Source organism: Streptomyces sp. NPDC048424 (genome assembly GCF_040651555.1).
Classification (GTDB): domain Bacteria; phylum Actinomycetota; class Actinomycetes; order Streptomycetales; family Streptomycetaceae; genus Streptomyces.
This window is the reverse complement of the sequence record NZ_JBEZKE010000012.1, coordinates 173,532-188,694: the sequence shown is the minus strand read 5'-3', so window position 1 is coordinate 188,694 and position 15,163 is coordinate 173,532. Positions and strand designations below refer to the sequence as shown.

Genomic DNA, 15,163 nt, shown 5'->3' with positions numbered 1-15,163 from the left:
GAGCCGCCACCGTGATCACCCCCACCGCCCCCTTCCCCGCACCGCGCGCCGCCGCAGCGGCCGCCGGCCTGACGGTGGCGATCGACATCGGCGGTACGAAGATCGCCGGCGCGCTGGTGCACCCCGACGGCACGATGACCGCCACCACCCGCCGGGCGACCCCGCGCGGAGTGGACGCGGAGGGGGTCATGGCGGCGGTGGCCGAGGTCGTCGCCGACCTGTCCGGCTCCCCGCTGTGGGCCTCGGCCGTCCGCTGCGGTGTCGGCAGCGCCGGCCCGGTGGACACCTCCCGGGGCACGGTCAGCCCGGTGAACATCGGGGCGTGGCGGGAGTTCCCCGTCCAGGCCCGGATCGCGGCGGAGCTGGCGGCGCGCGGGGCCGAGCTGCCGACCGTACTGGCCGGGGACGGCGTGGCGATGACCGCCGCCGAGCACTGGCTGGGCGCGGCCCGGGGCCACGCGAACGCGCTCTGCATGGTGGTCTCCACGGGCGTGGGCGGCGGCCTCATCCTGAACAACCAGCTGCACCCCGGCCCCACGGGCAACGCGGGGCACATCGGCCACATCAGCGTGGCCTTCGACGGCGAGCCGTGCGTCTGCGGCAGCCGCGGCTGCGTCGAGTCGATCGCCTCCGGCACGGCGATCGCCCGCTGGGCCCGGGAACAGGGCTGGACCCCGGCCGGAGCCGTGAACGGCCCGACCGGAGCGGCCGCCGGGAGCGCGGCGGACCACGCGAACGGTTCGGGGAGCGCGCCGGACGCGTCGGCCGCCGGCGTGGCCGCGGCCGCCGCCGCGGGCGACCCGATCGCCCTGGCAGCCTTCGACCGCGCGGGCCGTGCGCTGGCCGCCGCCATCGCCGCCACCGCGACCCTCGTCGAAACCGACATCGCCGTCATCGGCGGTGGGGTCGCCGCCTCCGGCGACATCCTCTTCGCCCCGATCCGCACCCACCTCGCGGCCTACGCCACGCTCTCCTTCGTCAAGGAGCTCCAAGTGGTCCCGGCGACCCTGGGCACCCACGCGGGCCTGATCGGCGCGGCCGCCGCGGCGATGATGCTGCTGCCGTCGCCGCCGTCCTCGTAGGGCCTCGGCCTCGGCCCCGACCTCACCAAGCTCGTCGTCGGGTTCGCAGGGGAGGTCAGGGCTTGACCGACCGGTAGTACCGGCCCGCCCCCTCGTGCAGCTCCAGGGGATCGGTGTAGATCGCCGTCCGCAGGTCCACCAGCTGAGCCGCGTGCACCTCGCGCCCGACGAGGTCGCGGCCGAGGATCACCGTCCGCGTCAGCTGCTCCGTCAGCGCGGGGTCCGTCGCCGCCGTGGTCACCAGCAGGTTCGGCACGGCCAGGGTGGTCACCGCGCTGGTGTTGCGCGCCCGCGCGTACGCGTCCTGCGGCATGACCGCCGTCCGGTAGTAGCGCGCCGGACTGCCGCTGCCCTGCAGCTGCTCCACCAGGTCGCCGAGCTGCACGAGCCGGATCTGGTACCGCTCCGACAGCTCGCGCACCGCGTTCGTCGGCAGGCCGCCGGACCAGAAGAAGGCGTCGATCCGGCCGGCCTCCAGCTCGGCCGGCATGGTGTCGATGCCTATGGACACCGGCGTGATGTCCAGCACCGGGTCCAGCCCGGCCGCCTTGAGCAGCCGTTCCGAGACGAGCCGCACCCCGGAACCGGGCTGGCCGATCGCGACCCGCTTGCCCTTCAGGTCCCGGGCCGACTGCACGGGGGAGTCGGCCGGCACCACCAGCTGCACGTAGTCGTCGTAGAGCCGGGCGACCCCGCGCAGCAGGTCCGCGCGCGGCTTCCCGTCGAGCTGGTACTTGGCGACCGCGTCCGCGGTCGCCACCGTGAAGTCCGCCTCACCGGATGCCACCCGCTTCAGGTTCTCCTGCGAGCCCTCGCTGGTCTCCAGATGGACGTCCACCCCGGGCGCGTCCCGCGCGAGCGCCTGCTGCAGCAGCTGCCCGTACCGGTGGTAGACGCCGGTGCGGGCGCCCGTGCTGAAGGTCAGCTCGCCGCGCAGCTCCGGTTCCCCGAAGGGCTTCAGCCACCAGGTGAGGACGCCGAGCACGGCCAGTACGGCCACCAGGACCCGCAGGGCGTGGCGCCTGCTGATCCGGGGCGGTACGAGAGGCATGGCGCGATCCTGCCACCCGACCGCCGTCCTGTCACGGCGCGGGCCGTCCGGGGGCCTCCGCGCGCAGCCGTCCCAGCAGCCCGCGGGCGGCGGGTCCGGCCGGCCCGCCCGTGCGCCAGGCCAGCGCCACCCGCCCGTTCAGCGCCGGCTCGGTGATCCGCAGCGCGCACAGTCCGCCGCCGGTCCGTGAGCCCGCGCCGGACTCCGCCCCGTCCTCCGCCCCGGACGGCACCACGGCCACCCCCAGCCCCCGCGCGGCCAGCCGGACCAGCACCGCGGGCGCCGCCGCCTCGAACTCCACCCGTGGCGCGAAGCCCGCCTCGGCGCACGCCCGCTCCAGCACCCCGCGCAGGCCCGTCCCGCGCGGCAGGCTGATCAGCGCCCGTTCGCGCAGGGCCGCCAGCGGGATCCCGCCGCTCACGGACTGGGCCACGAGGGGGTCGTCCGCCCGGACCGCCGCCACCAGGGGCTCGTCGAGCACCACCTGGCAGGAGACCCCCGGAGGCGGCGCCGCGCCGAGGCCGACCACCGCCAGATCCAGCTCCCCGCGCAGCAGGGCGGCCAGCATCCGCTCCGAGGTGTCCTCGGACAGCGCGATCTCCACCCGGGGGTGCTCGTCGTGGAAGTTCCCGAGCACCTCCACCGCGTCGAACCCGTCCACCACCGCCCCGGCCGCGCCCGGGACCAGCCCGAGGGCCACCCGCCCGCGCAGCAGCCCGGAGAACTCCTCGGCCGTCCGCCGTATCCCCTCGACCGCCGCCAGCGCGGCCCGCGCGTACGAGAGGACGGCCTCGCCCGTCTCGGTCGGCGTGACCCGCCGCCCGGACCGGTCGAGCAGCCGCTGCCCCAGCTCCCGTTCCAGCCGGCGTACCTGTGCGCTCACCCCGGGCTGGGACACGTGCAGCCGCGCCCCGGCCCGGGTGAAGCCGCCCTCCTCCACCACCGCCACGAAATAGCGCAGCTGAGCCAATTCCATAACCGATGATTCTAGATCGCAGAAGAACCCGCTCTTGGACTTATGCGGGGCGCCAGCCGAGCCTGAAGCCATGAGCCGATCAGCGCCGCAACCCACGCCCGGACCCGCTTCCAGCCCCGTGAGCCGATCCGCGAGCCGATCCGTGAGCCGATCCGTGAGCCGCCGTACGATCGCCGCGGCCGTCGCCGCCGAACGCCGCGAGCTGGCCGACGTACTCGACGCCCTCACCCCGGCCCAGTGGGATGCCCCGTCCCTCTGCGGCGGCTGGCGCGTCCGCGAGGTCGCCGCCCACATGTCCCTCGGCTTCCGCACCTCCCTCCCCGGCTTCGCCGCCGAGCTGCTGCGGGCCGGCGGGAACCTGCACCGGATGACCGACCTGACCGCCCGCCGCGACGCCGCCGCCTTCAGTCCGCGAGAGCTCGCCGCGCTGCTCCGCGAGAACGCCGGCCACCCCTGGAAGCCCCCCGCCGCCGGCCCCACCGGGGCCCTCGCCCACGACGTGGTCCACGGCCTCGACATCACCACCGCCCTCGGCCACCCGCGCCGCGTCCCCGAGGACCGGCTGCGGCTCCTCCTCGACGCGGTCACCCCGCGCACCCTGCGCTTCTTCGGCGCGGACCTGACCGGCCTCCGGCTGCGCGCCGACGACCTCGACTGGTCCCACGGAAACGGAACGCCCCTCTACGCAAACGCCCAGGACCTGCTGCTCCTCCTCTTCGGCCGCCGGCTCCCCGCGGGCCGGCTGCACGGGGGACCGGAGGGCTCCCGGGTACCGCCTACCCTTGTTGCATGACCAGCAGCGACCGGAGCCAGGCAGTGGACGAGAAGCGAAGCTACGAGGTGCGCACCTACGGGTGCCAGATGAACGTGCACGACTCGGAGCGGCTCTCCGGTCTGCTGGAGGACGCCGGCTACGTCCGGGCACCCGAGGGCTCCGACGGCGACGCCGACGTCGTGGTCTTCAACACCTGCGCGGTCCGCGAGAACGCCGACAACAAGCTGTACGGCAACCTCGGCCGGCTGGCCCCGATGAAGACCAAGCGCCCCGGCATGCAGATCGCCGTCGGCGGCTGCCTCGCGCAGAAGGACCGCGACACGATCGTCAAGAAGGCCCCGTGGGTCGACGTCGTCTTCGGTACGCACAACATCGGCAAGCTCCCCGTGCTGCTGGAGCGCGCCCGCATCCAGGAAGAGGCGCAGGTCGAGATCGCCGAGTCGCTGGAGGCCTTCCCCTCCACGCTCCCGACCCGCCGCGAGTCCGCGTACGCCGCCTGGGTCTCGATCTCCGTCGGCTGCAACAACACCTGCACCTTCTGCATCGTCCCGGCGCTGCGCGGCAAGGAGGAGGACCGCCGGCCCGGCGACATCCTCGCCGAGGTGGAGGCCCTGGTCGCCGAGGGCGTCTCGGAGATCACCCTGCTCGGCCAGAACGTGAACGCCTACGGTTCCGACCTGGGTGACCGCGAGGCCTTCAGCAAGCTGCTGCGCGCCTGCGGCCAGATCGAGGGCCTGGAGCGGGTCCGCTTCACCTCCCCGCACCCGCGCGACTTCACGGACGACGTGATCGCGGCCATGGCCGAGACCCCGAACGTGATGCCGCAGCTGCACATGCCGCTGCAGTCCGGCTCGGACCCGATCCTCAAGGCGATGCGCCGCTCGTACCGGCAGGAGCGGTTCCTCGGCATCATCGAGAAGGTCCGCGCCGCGATCCCGCACGCCGCGATCTCCACCGACATCATCGTGGGCTTCCCCGGTGAGACGGAGGAGGACTTCCAGCAGACGATGCACACCGTGCGCGAGGCCCGCTTCGCGAACGCCTTCACCTTCCAGTACTCCAAGCGGCCCGGCACCCCCGCCGCCGGCATGGACGGGCAGATCCCCAAGGAGGTCGTGCAGGACCGCTACATGCGCCTGGTCGCCCTCCAGGAGGAGATCTCCTGGGAGGAGAACAAGAAGCAGGTCGGCCGCACGCTGGAGGTCATGGTCGCGGAGGGCGAGGGCCGCAAGGACGGCGCCACGCACCGCCTGTCGGGCCGCGCCCCCGACAACCGCCTGGTCCACTTCACGAAGCCGGAGGCGGAGGTCCGCCCCGGCGACGTGGTCATCGTGGACATCACCTACGCGGCCCCGCACCACCTGCTGGCCGAGGGCCCGACGCTGACCGTGCGCCGCACCCGCGCCGGCGACGCCTGGGAGAAGCGCAACGCCGCCCCGGCCCAGCCCGCGGGCGTCATGCTCGGCATCCCGACCCTAGGCATCCCGGCCCCCCTCCCGGCCACCACCTCGGGCTGCGCGGCACCGCAGGCCTGAGCCGACTCCCGCCCCGCCTGAGCCGACTCCAGCCCCGCCGGGGCCAACTCCAGCCCCGCCGGGGCCAACTCCAGCCCCGCCGGCGTTTGAGGCGCGGGGTCTGGGGCGGAGCCCCAGATCTTGAACCGGCACCGGCACCGGCACGGCACCGCACCGCGCGAGCGGCACCGCACGCCCACTGCCCGAGCCGCCCTTGGCGATAGGCTGCGGATCATGCTCGTAGCCGCCGCCGTCTGTCCCGCCCCGCCGCTGCTCGTGCCGGAGGTCGCCGCGGGGGCCGCCGCCGAACTCGGCGACGCCCGCACCGCCTGCTCCGACACGCTGGCGGTGCTCGCCGCCTCCCGGCCCGACCTGCTGGTCGTGGTCGGGCCCGCCGCCGAAGGCGGCGCGTACGACCAGGGCACCCCCGGCGGCTTCGCCGGATTCGGCGTGGACCTGACCGTCACCCTGGGCCCCGACCTGGGCGAACCGCCCAGCGGCCACGCCACCGGGGACACCCTGCCGGCTTCCCTCGCGGTGGCCGGCTGGCTGCTCGGCCGGGCCCGCTGGGCGGCCGCCCCGGTCGCCGGTGTGGCCGTCGCCGCGGACCTCGCCCCGAGCGGCTGCGGCCTGCTCGGCGCGGACCTGGGCGGTTCCGCCGAACGCGTGGCCATGCTGGTCCTCGGCGACGGCAGCGCCTGCCGGACCCTCAAGGCCCCCGGCTACCTCGACGAGCGGGCCGCCGCCTTCGACGCGGCCGCCGCCCGTGCCCTCGGCGCCGCCGACGCGGCCGCCCTCGCCGCGATCGACGCCGAACTCGCGGCCGAACTCCAGGCCGCCGGCCGGGCCCCCTGGCAGGTGCTCGCCGGCGCCGCCGAGGGCGCCGGCCTCGAAGGCCGGCTGCTGTACGAGGACGCGCCGTACGGGGTCGGGTACTTCGTCGCCGCCTGGTCGTAGGCGCGTACCGGCCGTACGCGCGCACCGGCCGTAGGCCCGGGAAACGGCGAAGGGGCGCGGGACCGGCAGTTGCTGGTCCCGCGCCCCTTCGGGGACCGCGTCAGGAGGTGGCCGGCGGCGTCGTACCGCCGGGGGTGTCCTTGTGTGCGATCTTGCCCAGGGCGTCCTTCGCCTTGCCCGTACCGCTCGTGATCCGGTCGCTGTACTTGCCGTGGGTCTTGGAGTCCACGGCCTTGGCCACCTTGTCCAGGCCCTCGGCGATCTTGCCCTCGTTCTTCTGGGCGAGGTCGCCGACCTTGTCCTTCGCCGGACCGAGCTTGGCCTTCAGATTGTCCAGCAGGCCCATGGGTCACCTTCCGTTGGCGGTCGCTACGTGCGGGCGCCCTCGCCGGCTTCGCTGTCCGCGGCCACCTCGGCCGACTGCTGCTTCGGGATCTCCACGGCTTCCGCCGCCGGAGCCTCCGCAACGGCCGGCTCTGCCTCGGCCCCTTCGGCCGCACCGGACTCCGTCGTCACGGCCTCGGCCGCGACCTCTTCGGTCGCAGCCTCGTCCTTACGACGAAAAAACCAGTCAAAAACGCCCATGTCTCCTCCTATAACGTTACTCGTGTGAGTGAAGTTCCGCCGTGACCGAACCGGCCCCCACAAGGCGTACGCCGGGCATACGCAAGGGGTACGCACGGCGCACACCGGGCCGGAACCTCGCCAGGGCAACGACCCCGCCCCCACCCCGTCACGTAACTCGATCGGGTACATGGCCGCGTCTTGACCAGGGGCTGAGAGACTGGGGCGGTGAGGAATGCAGCCCCCGCCCCGCGGGTCATCGCCGTCGTCGGTCCCACCGCGGCAGGAAAGTCCGACCTGGGCGTCGCCCTGGCCCGCCAATTCGACGGCGAGGTCGTCAACGCCGACTCCATGCAGCTGTACCGGGGGATGGACATCGGCACCGCCAAGCTGACGACCGAGGAGCGCGGCGGCGTCCCGCACCACCTCCTCGACATCTGGGACGTCACCGACACCGCGAACGTGGCCGAATACCAGCGCCTGGCCCGCGTGGAGATCGACAAACTGCTTGCCGAGGGCCGTACGCCCGTCCTCGTCGGAGGCTCCGGCCTGTACGTCCGCGGCGCCCTGGACGTCATGGAGTTCCCCGGCACCGACCCCGAGGTTCGCGCCCGGCTGGAGGACGAGCTCACGATGCGCGGCTCCGGCGCCCTGCACGCCCGCCTCGCCGCCGCCGACCCGGCCGCCGCCCAGGCCATCCTGCCCAGCAACGGCCGCCGCATCGTGCGCGCGCTGGAGGTCATCGAGATCACCGGACGCCCGTTCACGGCCAATCTGCCCGGCCACGAGTCCGTCTACGACACCGTCCAGATCGGCGTCGACGTCGCCCGGCCGGAGCTCGACGAGCGGATCGCGCTGCGCGTGGACCGGATGTGGGAGGACGGCCTGGTGGACGAGGTCCGCGCGCTGGAGGCCCGCGGGCTGCGCGACGGAATCACCGCTTCCAGGGCGCTCGGCTACCAGCAGGTGCTCGCCGCGCTCGCCGGGGAGTGCACCGAGGACGAGGCCAGGGCGGAGACCGTCCGGGCGACCAAGCGGTTCGCCCGCCGCCAGGACTCCTGGTTCCGCCGCGACCCGCGCGTGCACTGGCTCAGCGGAGCCGCCGCCGACCGGGGGGAACTCCCCGGACTCGCGCAGTCGTTGGTCGAACGAGCGGTCACAGCCTGATCACGTGATGGCATCGGGACGCCCCGGGCGCCGGTTGCGGGGCCGGGGGCGTGCCATCATCAAACTCCTGCGGGTGCGGTCACCTGCGGTGAATGGCGGCGCACTGAGTCCGAGTGGGGAGGGCGCGTGGCGATGGAGGCCGGCCCTCGCGACACCGGGCGGGACGACACCCGGCGGGAAGCGGATCCGACGCTTCTCGACGGGACGGACGGGCCCGCGGGCCTCGGGCTGCCCGCGGATCCCGCGCGGCTGACCCCCGACGGCCCGGACGCCCCGGACACCGCCGAGGCCGAGGCGGCCGCCGTCCCCGAGTTCGAGGTCGAGCTGCGTCCGCAGCGCCGCCTGCGCCTGTGGCAGATCGCCCCCATCGCGATGCTCGCCGCCGCCGGCTCCCTGATGTTCGCCTTCCCGCTCGCGTTCGAATTCGGCGACGGCGGAGCCGTGGTCGCCATGCTCGGCTTCCTGATCAGCTGCTGTGCCGGAGGCTGGGGGATGATGGCCGCCCGACGAGTCGGCTACACGTGGCCCGGCCTCCCGGCCCGGGGGAGCGGCCGCCGCCCCGACTGGCGCATGGCCGCGCTGTACGCCGTGATCGCCTTGGCCGTCGTGTCCCTCGCCGTGTACCGGGTCGCCCGACTCCGCTGACCGGCCCCTCCCGCACGGCTCCGCTGACCGGCCCCTCCCGCACGGGTCCGCGTACTGGACCGCGCGGCACCGCTGAGCTGCGGCTCGGTACCATGGGCGGGTGACGCAGCGCACCCTCTCCTTCCTCAAGGGCCACGGCACCGAGAACGACTTCGTGATCGTCCCGGACCCGGACAACGCCATCGAGCTGCCCGCGTCCGCGGTCGCGAAGCTGTGCGACCGACGGGCCGGGATCGGCGCGGACGGCGTCCTGCACGCCGTCCGGTCCGCCGCGCACCCGGAGGCGGCCCACCTCGCCGACGAGGCGGAGTGGTTCATGGACTACCGCAACAGCGACGGCTCCATCGCCGAGATGTGCGGCAACGGCGTGCGCGTCTTCGCCCGCTACCTCCACTACGCCGGCCACGTCGAGCCCGGGGACCTGGCCATCGCCACCCGCGGCGGGATCAAGCGGGTCCACCTCGACAAGACCGGCGACGTCACCGTCTCCATGGGCCGCGCCGAACTCCCCGAGGGCGAGGTCACGGTCAGCGTCGGCTCCCGGAGCTGGCCCGCGCGCAACGTGAACATGGGGAACCCGCACGCCGTGGCCTTCGTTGAAAGCCTCGACGACGCCGGGACCCTGTACACCGCCCCGCCGTTCAGCCCGGCGTCCGCCTACCCGACGGGTGTCAACGTCGAGTTCGTCGTCGACCGCGGCCCCCGCCACGTCGCCATGCGCGTCCACGAGCGCGGTTCCGGCGAGACCCGCTCCTGCGGCACCGGCGCCTGCGCCGTCGCCGTGGCCGCCATCCGCCGCGACGGCGTCGACCCGGCCGTCACCGGCGCACCGGTCACGTACACCGTCGACCTCCCGGGCGGCACCCTGCTCATCACCGAACACCCCGACGGGCAGATCGACATGACCGGACCGGCCGTGATCGTGGCCACCGGCGAGTTCGACGAGGCCTGGCTCACCGAAACGGCTTTCGCCTGAAGCTTCCCTCTAATGGGTGATCCGTTTCACGCTGAGCGAGAGGTGGACTGCGCCACGTGGTGGGGTCGGTAACATCAGGCACCGGCCCTGAGGGCTCACCCCATGCCCGCCACCGCCGGTCGAAGCCGCCGGAGGTGCCCATGAGTGCAGAGGCCACGAACCCCGAAGCACACCCCGAAGCGCGCCCTGAGCTCCGCAGACGGGGCCGGACCAGGCTCGATCTGCGCCGGCTCGGGCGCGCGGCCCTGCTCGGGCCGACGTCCCGGGACCGGCTCCCGGACGCCATCGGCCACGTCGCCGAGGCCCACCGCGCCCACCATCCGGACGCCGATCTGTCCCTTCTGCGAAGGGCTTACCTCCTCGCGGAGACCTCTCACCGGGGCCAGATGCGAAAAAGTGGTGAGCCGTACATCACACATCCGCTCGCCGTCACCCTGATCCTCGCCGAACTCGGCGCCGAGACCACCACCCTGACGGCCTCTCTGCTCCACGACACCGTCGAGGACACCGAGGTGACCCTCGATCAGGTCCGCGCCGAATTCGGCGACGAGGTCTGCTTCATCGTCGACGGCGTCACCAAGGTGGAGAAGATCGACTACGGCGCCGCCGCCGAACCCGAGACCTTCCGCAAGATGCTCGTCGCCACCGGCAACGACGTCCGCGTCATGTCCATCAAACTCGCCGACCGGCTGCACAACATGCGCACCCTGGGCGTGATGCGCCCCGAGAAACAGGCCCGCATCGCCAAGGTCACCCGCGACGTCCTCATCCCGCTCGCCGAACGGCTCGGCGTCCAGGCCCTGAAGACCGAGCTGGAAGACCTCGTCTTCGCGATCCTGCACCCCGAGGAGTACGAGAGCACCCGCGCGCTCATCGCGGCCCACGCCGGGGAACGCGACCCGCTCCCCGGCATCGCCGACTCCGTACGGGCCGTCCTGCGCGACGCCGGCATCGCCGCCGAAGTACAGGTCAGGCCACGGCACTTCGTCTCCGTGCACCGGATCGCCCGGACGCGCGGCGAGCTGCGCGGCTCCGACTTCGGCCGCATCCTCGTCCTCGTCGGCGAGAACGCCGACTGCTACGCGGTCCTCGGCGAGCTGCACACCTGCTTCACCCCGGTCGTCTCGGAGTTCAAGGACTTCATCGCCACCCCGAAATTCAACCTCTACCAGTCGCTGCACACCGCCGTCGCCACGCCCGAGGGCTACGTGGCCGAGGTCATCGTGCGGACCCGGCAGATGCACCGCGTCGCCGAGGCAGGCGTGGTGGCGCTCGGCAACCCGTACGCCACCGCGACGCCAGACGCCGCCGCCGACCCCGACGAGGAGCGCGTGGACCCCACGCGGCCCGGCTGGCTGTCCCGCCTGCTCGACTGGCAGCAGTCCGCACCCGACCCCGACACCTTCTGGAGCGTGCTGCGCGCGGAGCTCGCCCAGGACCGGGAGATCACCGTGTTCCGGGCCGACGGGGGAACGCTGGGCCTGCCGGCCGGGGCCAGCTGCATCGACGCCGCCTACGCCCAGCACGGCGAGGCGGCCCACGGCTGTATCGGCGCCCGCGTCAACGGGCGCCTCGCCTCCCTGTCCTCCCCGCTGTCCGACGGGGACACCGTGCAGCTGCTGCTCGCGCAGGACGCCTCCTCCGGCCCGGCCGCCGAATGGCTGGACCACGCGCGCACCCCGGCCGCCCGGATCGCCATCAGCAGCTGGCTCGAGTCCCATCCCGACCGGGCGATGTCCACCACCTCGGCCGCCCGGGCGCCGCTGTCCGTGGTCGGAGCCCGGGGCGGCGGGGGCAACGCCGTCGCCGACCTGCCGGACGCCACCGTGCGGCTCGCCGGGTGCTGCACCCCGGTGCCGCCCGACGCCGTCGCCGGCTTCCTGGTCCGCGGCGGGGCCGTCACCGTGCACCGCATCCACTGCGCGGCCGTGGCGCAGATGCGCGCCGTGGGGCGCACCTCCGTCGCCGTGCACTGGCGGGCCACGGCCGATTGCCGGGTCACCCTGCTCGCTGAATCGTTCGGGCGCCCCCACCTGCTGGCCGACCTCACCGAGGCCATCGCCCGCGAGGGGGTCGAGGTGGTCTCCGCGACCGTGGAACCCCCGGTCGAGCAGCGGGTCCGGCACACCTACACCCTCCAGCTGCCGGACGCGACCGGGCTGCCCGCACTGATGCGTGCCATGCGGGACGTGCCGGGCGTGTACGACGTCAGCCGGGCGTAGGCCGGGGCGGCCCCGGAAGGTCCCGTTCGGGTGGTTCCGTCGCGCGCCGTACGCGGCCGTGTGGCGGTCACTGGTAAGCGGTGGTGGATGCAGCTCTCCTCCCCCCGCCTGCGCGCCGCCCTGCTCGCCGCGGCCTCCCTGACCCTCGTCGCCGCCGTACTGCCCCCGCCGAAGGCGCTGGGCATCGGCGACCCGCTGTTCCCCGAGCTCGGGAACCCCGGGTACGACGTGCTCTCGTACGACCTGTCCTTCGCGTACAAGGACAACCGGAGCCCGCTCGACGCGGTCACCGTCATCGAAGCCCGTGCGCTGGAGCCGCTGGAGCGGATCAACCTGGACTTCACCCACGGCAAGGTGGCGTCCGCCGAGGTCAACGGGGAGCCGGCCCGGTTCGAGACCGTGGGGGAGGACCTCGTACTGACCCCCGCGCGGGCGGTGGTGGACAAGGGACCGCTGCACATCACCGTCCGGCACACCAGCGACCCGCGCGGACGCGGGGACGGCGGCTGGGTGCCCACCGAGGACGGCCTGGCCATGGCCAACCAGGCGGACGCCGCCCACCGCGTCTTCCCCTGCAACGACCACCCCGCCGACAAGGCGTTCTTCACCTTCCGGATCACCGCCCCGGCCGGGCTCACGGCCGTCGCCAACGGGGTGCCGGCGATCCCCACCCTGCGCTTCGGCCCGACGACGACGTGGACGTACCGCACCAAGCACCCCATGGCCACCGAACTGGCCCAGGTGTCGGTCGGCAAGTCCGCCGTCGTGCACGGCACCGGCCCGCACGGGCTGCCGCTGCGCGATGTGGTGCCCGAGGTGGACCGGGAGCGGCTCGCCCCCTGGCTGAAGAAGACCGCGGGGCACATCGCGTGGATGGAGGAGCGCGTCGGCCGCTACCCCTTCGAGAACTACGGGGTCCTGATCGCGCGGGCGACGACCGGCTTCGAGCTGGAGACGCAGACCCTCTCGCTCTTCGAGAACAGCCTCTTCGCCGGCGAGGGCTACCCCGAGTGGTACGTCGAGTCCGTGATGGTCCACGAGCTCGCCCACCAGTGGTTCGGCGACAGCGTCACCCCGCTGACCTGGTCCGACCTGTGGCTGAACGAGGGACACGCCACCTGGTACGAGGCCCTGTACGCGGACGGGCTCGGCAAGTACTCCCTGGAGCGGCGCATGCGCGAGGCGTACCAGCGCTCCGACCAGTGGCGTGCGGCGGGCGGCCCGCCGGCCGCCCCGAAGCCCGCCCCGCCCGGCGAGAAGATCGGCCTCTTCCGGCCGGTGGTCTACGACGGGGCCGCGCTGATCCTCTACGCGCTGCGCCAAGAGATCGGCACCGAGGCCTTCGACCGGCTGGAGCGCCGCTGGGTCTCGCAGTACCGGGACGGGGTCGCGGGCACGGCGGACTTCGTGCGCATGGCCTCGGAGGAGGCCGGCCGGGACCTCGGGGCCTTCCTGGAGCCCTGGCTGTACGGCAAGACCACCCCGGCGATGCCCGGGCACCCGGAGTGGAGCACCCCGGCCGCGTCCGGCAAGTCCGGCACGCCCGGCAAGTCCGGCACGCGCGGCCCGTCCGGCGAATAAAGCGTGTGACCCGTGAGGAACGGGCATGTCACCATCGACGAGGCCGTTCGGGGAATCCCCCGGCGGTGTGACACGTTGGACGTGACAGTTAGCGTGCCCGTTAACGTGTCAGCGCTATTCGAATCGACGTAAGGATCCAATGACCTCCTCTTCTTCCCCTTCCCAGGACGCGCGGGACGCACAGGACGTGCGGGACCCGCAGAGCTTCACCGAGAGCCTTCGGGCCGATGCCCTGATGGAAGAGGACGTCGCCTGGAGCCACGAGATCGACGGAGACCGGGACGGCGAGCAGTTCGAACGCTCCGAGCGTGCGGCCCTGCGCCGCGTGGTCGGCCTCTCCACCGAGCTCGAAGACGTCACCGAGGTCGAGTACCGGCAGCTGCGCCTGGAGCGCGTCGTTCTCGTCGGTGTCTGGACCTCCGGCACGGTGAACGACGCGGAGAACTCCCTCGCGGAGCTCGCCGCGCTCGCCGAGACCGCGGGTGCTCTCGTACTCGACGGTGTGATCCAGCGCCGCGACAAGCCGGACCCGGCCACCTTCATCGGTTCGGGCAAGGCGCGCGAGCTGCGTGACATCGTCATGGAGAGCGGCGCCGACACCGTCGTCTGCGACGGCGAGCTCAGCCCCGGCCAGCTCATCGCCCTCGAAGACGTCGTCAAGGTGAAGGTGGTCGACCGGACCGCCCTCATCCTCGACATCTTCGCCCAGCACGCCAAGTCCCGAGAGGGCAAGGCACAGGTCGCCCTCGCGCAGATGCAGTACATGCTGCCGCGACTGCGCGGCTGGGGTGCCTCGCTGTCCCGGCAGATGGGTGGCGGCGGCGGTGGCGGCATGGCCACCCGAGGCCCCGGTGAGACCAAGATCGAGACGGACCGGCGACGGATCCGCGAGAAGATGGCGAAGATGCGCCGGGAGATCGCGGAGATGAAGACCGGCCGCGACATCAAGCGGCAGGAACGGCGCCGCAACAAGGTGCCCTCGGTCGCCATCGCCGGCTACACCAACGCGGGCAAGTCCTCGCTGCTCAACCGCCTCACGGGCGCGGGCGTCCTGGTGGAGAACGCACTGTTCGCCACCCTCGACCCGACCGTGCGCCGGGCCGAGACGCCCAGCGGCCGGATCTACACCCTGGCCGACACGGTCGGCTTCGTCCGGCACCTGCCGCACCACCTCGTCGAGGCGTTCCGCTCCACGATGGAGGAGGTCGGTGACTCCGACCTGATCCTGCACATCGTCGACGGCTCGCACCCGGCGCCGGAGGAGCAGCTCGCGGCGGTGCGCGAGGTGATCCGCGAGGTCGGCGCGGTCAACGTGCCCGAGATCGTGGTGATCAACAAGGCGGACGCCGCGGATCCGCTCGTCCTGCAGCGGCTGCTGCGGATCGAGCGGCACTCGATCGCCGTATCGGCGCGGACGGGGATGGGCATCGAGGAACTCCTCGCGCTCATCGACTCCGAGCTGCCGCGGCCCGAGGTCGAGGTGGAGGCCATGGTGCCGTACACGCGCGGCTCGCTGGTCGCCAAGGCGCACGCCGAGGGCGAGGTGATCTCCGAGGAGCACACCCCGGACGGCACCCTGCTCAAGGCGCGGGTCCACCAGGAGCTCGCGGCGGACCTGGCTCCGTACGCGCTCGCGAAGCAGTAAGCAGGCCG

At 73.3% G+C, this 15,163-nt stretch carries 14 protein-coding genes; 10 read left to right on the top strand and 4 right to left on the bottom strand.

Annotated features, from left to right (window positions below):
- Positions 1-68 precede the first annotated feature (68 nt).
- Positions 69-1,082 (top strand): ROK family protein, encoded by a 1,014-nt coding sequence (locus AB0D29_RS19475; protein ID WP_362855683.1) that lies wholly within the window; start codon positions 69-71, stop codon positions 1,080-1,082.
- A gap of 55 nt (positions 1,083-1,137) precedes the next feature.
- On the opposite strand, the gene AB0D29_RS19470 is transcribed toward AB0D29_RS19475, so the two are convergent.
- The gene (locus AB0D29_RS19470) at positions 1,138-2,133 is read right to left on the bottom strand and encodes a TAXI family TRAP transporter solute-binding subunit (protein ID WP_362855625.1); all 996 of its coding nucleotides are present in this window, start codon (positions 2,131-2,133) and stop codon (positions 1,138-1,140) included.
- Between the two features lie 31 nt (positions 2,134-2,164).
- Positions 2,165-3,109 carry a LysR substrate-binding domain-containing protein gene (locus AB0D29_RS19465; protein ID WP_362855624.1) on the bottom strand — a complete coding sequence of 315 codons (945 nt, stop codon included), beginning with the start codon at positions 3,107-3,109 and terminating at the stop codon, positions 2,165-2,167.
- A 154-nt stretch (positions 3,110-3,263) separates the two neighbouring features.
- Between AB0D29_RS19465 and AB0D29_RS19460 the strand changes: the two genes are divergently transcribed.
- The 3 genes from AB0D29_RS19460 to AB0D29_RS19450 all read left to right on the top strand — a co-directional run bounded on the left by AB0D29_RS19460 (position 3,264) and on the right by AB0D29_RS19450 (position 6,355).
- Complete coding sequence (locus AB0D29_RS19460) at positions 3,264-3,902, top strand: maleylpyruvate isomerase family mycothiol-dependent enzyme (RefSeq protein WP_362855623.1); 639 nt, start codon at positions 3,264-3,266, stop codon at positions 3,900-3,902.
- Complete coding sequence (gene miaB, locus AB0D29_RS19455) at positions 3,899-5,419, top strand: tRNA (N6-isopentenyl adenosine(37)-C2)-methylthiotransferase MiaB (RefSeq protein WP_362855622.1); 1,521 nt, start codon at positions 3,899-3,901, stop codon at positions 5,417-5,419. The genes AB0D29_RS19460 and miaB overlap by 4 nt, the downstream gene beginning before the upstream one ends.
- Positions 5,420-5,632: 213 nt before the next feature.
- Positions 5,633-6,355, top strand: coding sequence for a hypothetical protein (locus AB0D29_RS19450; protein ID WP_362855621.1), 723 nt, complete (start codon positions 5,633-5,635; stop codon positions 6,353-6,355).
- Between the two features lie 100 nt (positions 6,356-6,455).
- On the opposite strand, the gene AB0D29_RS19445 is transcribed toward AB0D29_RS19450, so the two are convergent.
- Together AB0D29_RS19445 and AB0D29_RS19440 are read right to left on the bottom strand one after the other, a co-directional pair.
- A complete protein-coding gene (locus AB0D29_RS19445) occupies positions 6,456-6,701 on the bottom strand; it encodes an antitoxin (RefSeq protein ID WP_351291475.1) in 246 nt (81 codons plus the stop codon).
- Positions 6,702-6,724: 23 nt separating this feature from the next.
- Positions 6,725-6,940 (bottom strand): gliding motility protein, encoded by a 216-nt coding sequence (locus AB0D29_RS19440; protein ID WP_362855620.1) that lies wholly within the window; start codon positions 6,938-6,940, stop codon positions 6,725-6,727.
- A 207-nt stretch (positions 6,941-7,147) separates the two neighbouring features.
- Here AB0D29_RS19440 and miaA point away from each other — a divergent pair, with 207 nt between their 5' ends.
- The 6 genes from miaA (at position 7,148) to hflX (ending at position 15,155) form a co-directional block, all read left to right on the top strand.
- Positions 7,148-8,086 carry a tRNA (adenosine(37)-N6)-dimethylallyltransferase MiaA gene (gene miaA / locus AB0D29_RS19435; protein WP_362855619.1) on the top strand — a complete coding sequence of 313 codons (939 nt, stop codon included), beginning with the start codon at positions 7,148-7,150 and terminating at the stop codon, positions 8,084-8,086.
- Positions 8,087-8,218: 132 nt separating this feature from the next.
- Positions 8,219-8,731 (top strand): hypothetical protein, encoded by a 513-nt coding sequence (locus tag AB0D29_RS19430; protein ID WP_351291493.1) that lies wholly within the window; start codon positions 8,219-8,221, stop codon positions 8,729-8,731.
- A gap of 100 nt (positions 8,732-8,831) precedes the next feature.
- Positions 8,832-9,707, top strand: a complete 876-nt coding sequence (gene dapF / locus AB0D29_RS19425; protein WP_362855618.1) for a diaminopimelate epimerase — start codon at positions 8,832-8,834, stop codon at positions 9,705-9,707.
- Positions 9,708-9,847: 140 nt separating this feature from the next.
- Complete coding sequence (locus tag AB0D29_RS19420; RefSeq protein WP_362855617.1) at positions 9,848-11,929, top strand: HD domain-containing protein; 2,082 nt, start codon at positions 9,848-9,850, stop codon at positions 11,927-11,929.
- 87 nt (positions 11,930-12,016) lie between these two features.
- Complete coding sequence (locus tag AB0D29_RS19415; protein WP_362855616.1) at positions 12,017-13,510, top strand: M1 family metallopeptidase; 1,494 nt, start codon at positions 12,017-12,019, stop codon at positions 13,508-13,510.
- A gap of 139 nt (positions 13,511-13,649) precedes the next feature.
- Positions 13,650-15,155, top strand: coding sequence for a GTPase HflX (gene hflX / locus AB0D29_RS19410; RefSeq protein WP_362855615.1), 1,506 nt, complete (start codon positions 13,650-13,652; stop codon positions 15,153-15,155).
- Positions 15,156-15,163 lie beyond the last annotated feature (8 nt).